Raw genomic sequence first — 1097 nt, forward strand, 5'->3', positions numbered from 1 at the left:
GCTGACCGAAAACTGACCCAGTAGAGGCTGTTCTGCCGACTGAAAACTGACCCAGGTGTTCAACTGCTTCTGCTCAATTTTTGAGCAGGAGAACACAGGGTGATCAGTATGGAAATGATGGGCAAAATCCGCCGGATGTATTTCCGCGACAAGCTGTCGCTGCATGAGATAGCCAAGCGCACCGGGTTGGCGCGCAACACGATTCGCAAGTGGGTCAGAGCACCTGAGGCCAAGCCGCCGGTCTACCAACGCCGCGCGATCTTCAACAAACTCAGCCCTTTTCACGCCACGCTGGAGCAGGCGCTAAAAGCCGATTCGCTGCGGCCCAAGCAACAGCGGCGCAGTGCCAAGGCGCTGTTGGCGCAAATCAAAGCCGAAGGTTATGACGGTGGCTACAGCCAGCTCACCGCGTTTATCCGTGCCTGGCGAGGGGGACAGGGCAAGGCGTCGCAGGCCTTTGTGCCGCTGACCTTTGCTCTTGGCGAGGCGTTTCAGTTTGACTGGAGCGAGGAAGGCTTGCTGGTCGGCGGCATTTACCGGCGTATGCAGGTGGCACATCTGAAGCTGTGTGCCAGCCGTGCGTTCTGGCTTGTGGCGTATCCGAGCCAGGGCCATGAGATGTTATTTGACGCCCATACACGCTCGTTCGGCTCCTTGGGCGGCGTGCCGCGCCGGGGCATCTACGACAACATGAAGACCGCCGTCGACAAGGTCAATAAGGGCAAAGGCCGGGCGGTGAATGCGCGCTTTGCGGTGATGTGCGCGCATTACCTGTTCGATCCGGACTTCTGCAACGTCGCCGCTGGTTGGGAAAAGGGCATCGTTGAAAAGAACGTGCAAGACAGCCGCAGGCGTATCTGGCTAGACGCCCAGGACTGCCAGTTTCACTCCTTCGAGGAACTCAATGCCTGGCTGGGCCAGCGCTGCCGCGCGCTTTGGAACGAGCTGACGCACCCTCAATACAGCGGGCTCAGTGTGGCCGAGGTACTGGAGTTGGAGCGCGCCGAACTGATGCCTATGCCCGCGGCCTTCGACGGTTACGTCGAGCGGCCTGCGCGGGTCTCCAGCACCTGCCTGGTCAGTGTCGGGCGCAACCG

The 1097-nt window shown here is 60.4% G+C and carries 1 protein-coding gene; it reads left to right on the forward strand.

Annotated features, from left to right (window positions below):
- Positions 1–108: 108 nt before the first annotated feature.
- On the forward strand, positions 109–1097 hold a 989-nt coding region (istA, locus tag HBN63_RS21575), incomplete at its 3' end, for an IS21 family transposase (protein WP_170050844.1).

Origin of the sequence: Pseudomonas sp. WS 5011 (assembly GCF_012985775.1) — a bacterium.
GTDB lineage: Bacteria > Pseudomonadota > Gammaproteobacteria > Pseudomonadales > Pseudomonadaceae > Aquipseudomonas > Aquipseudomonas peli.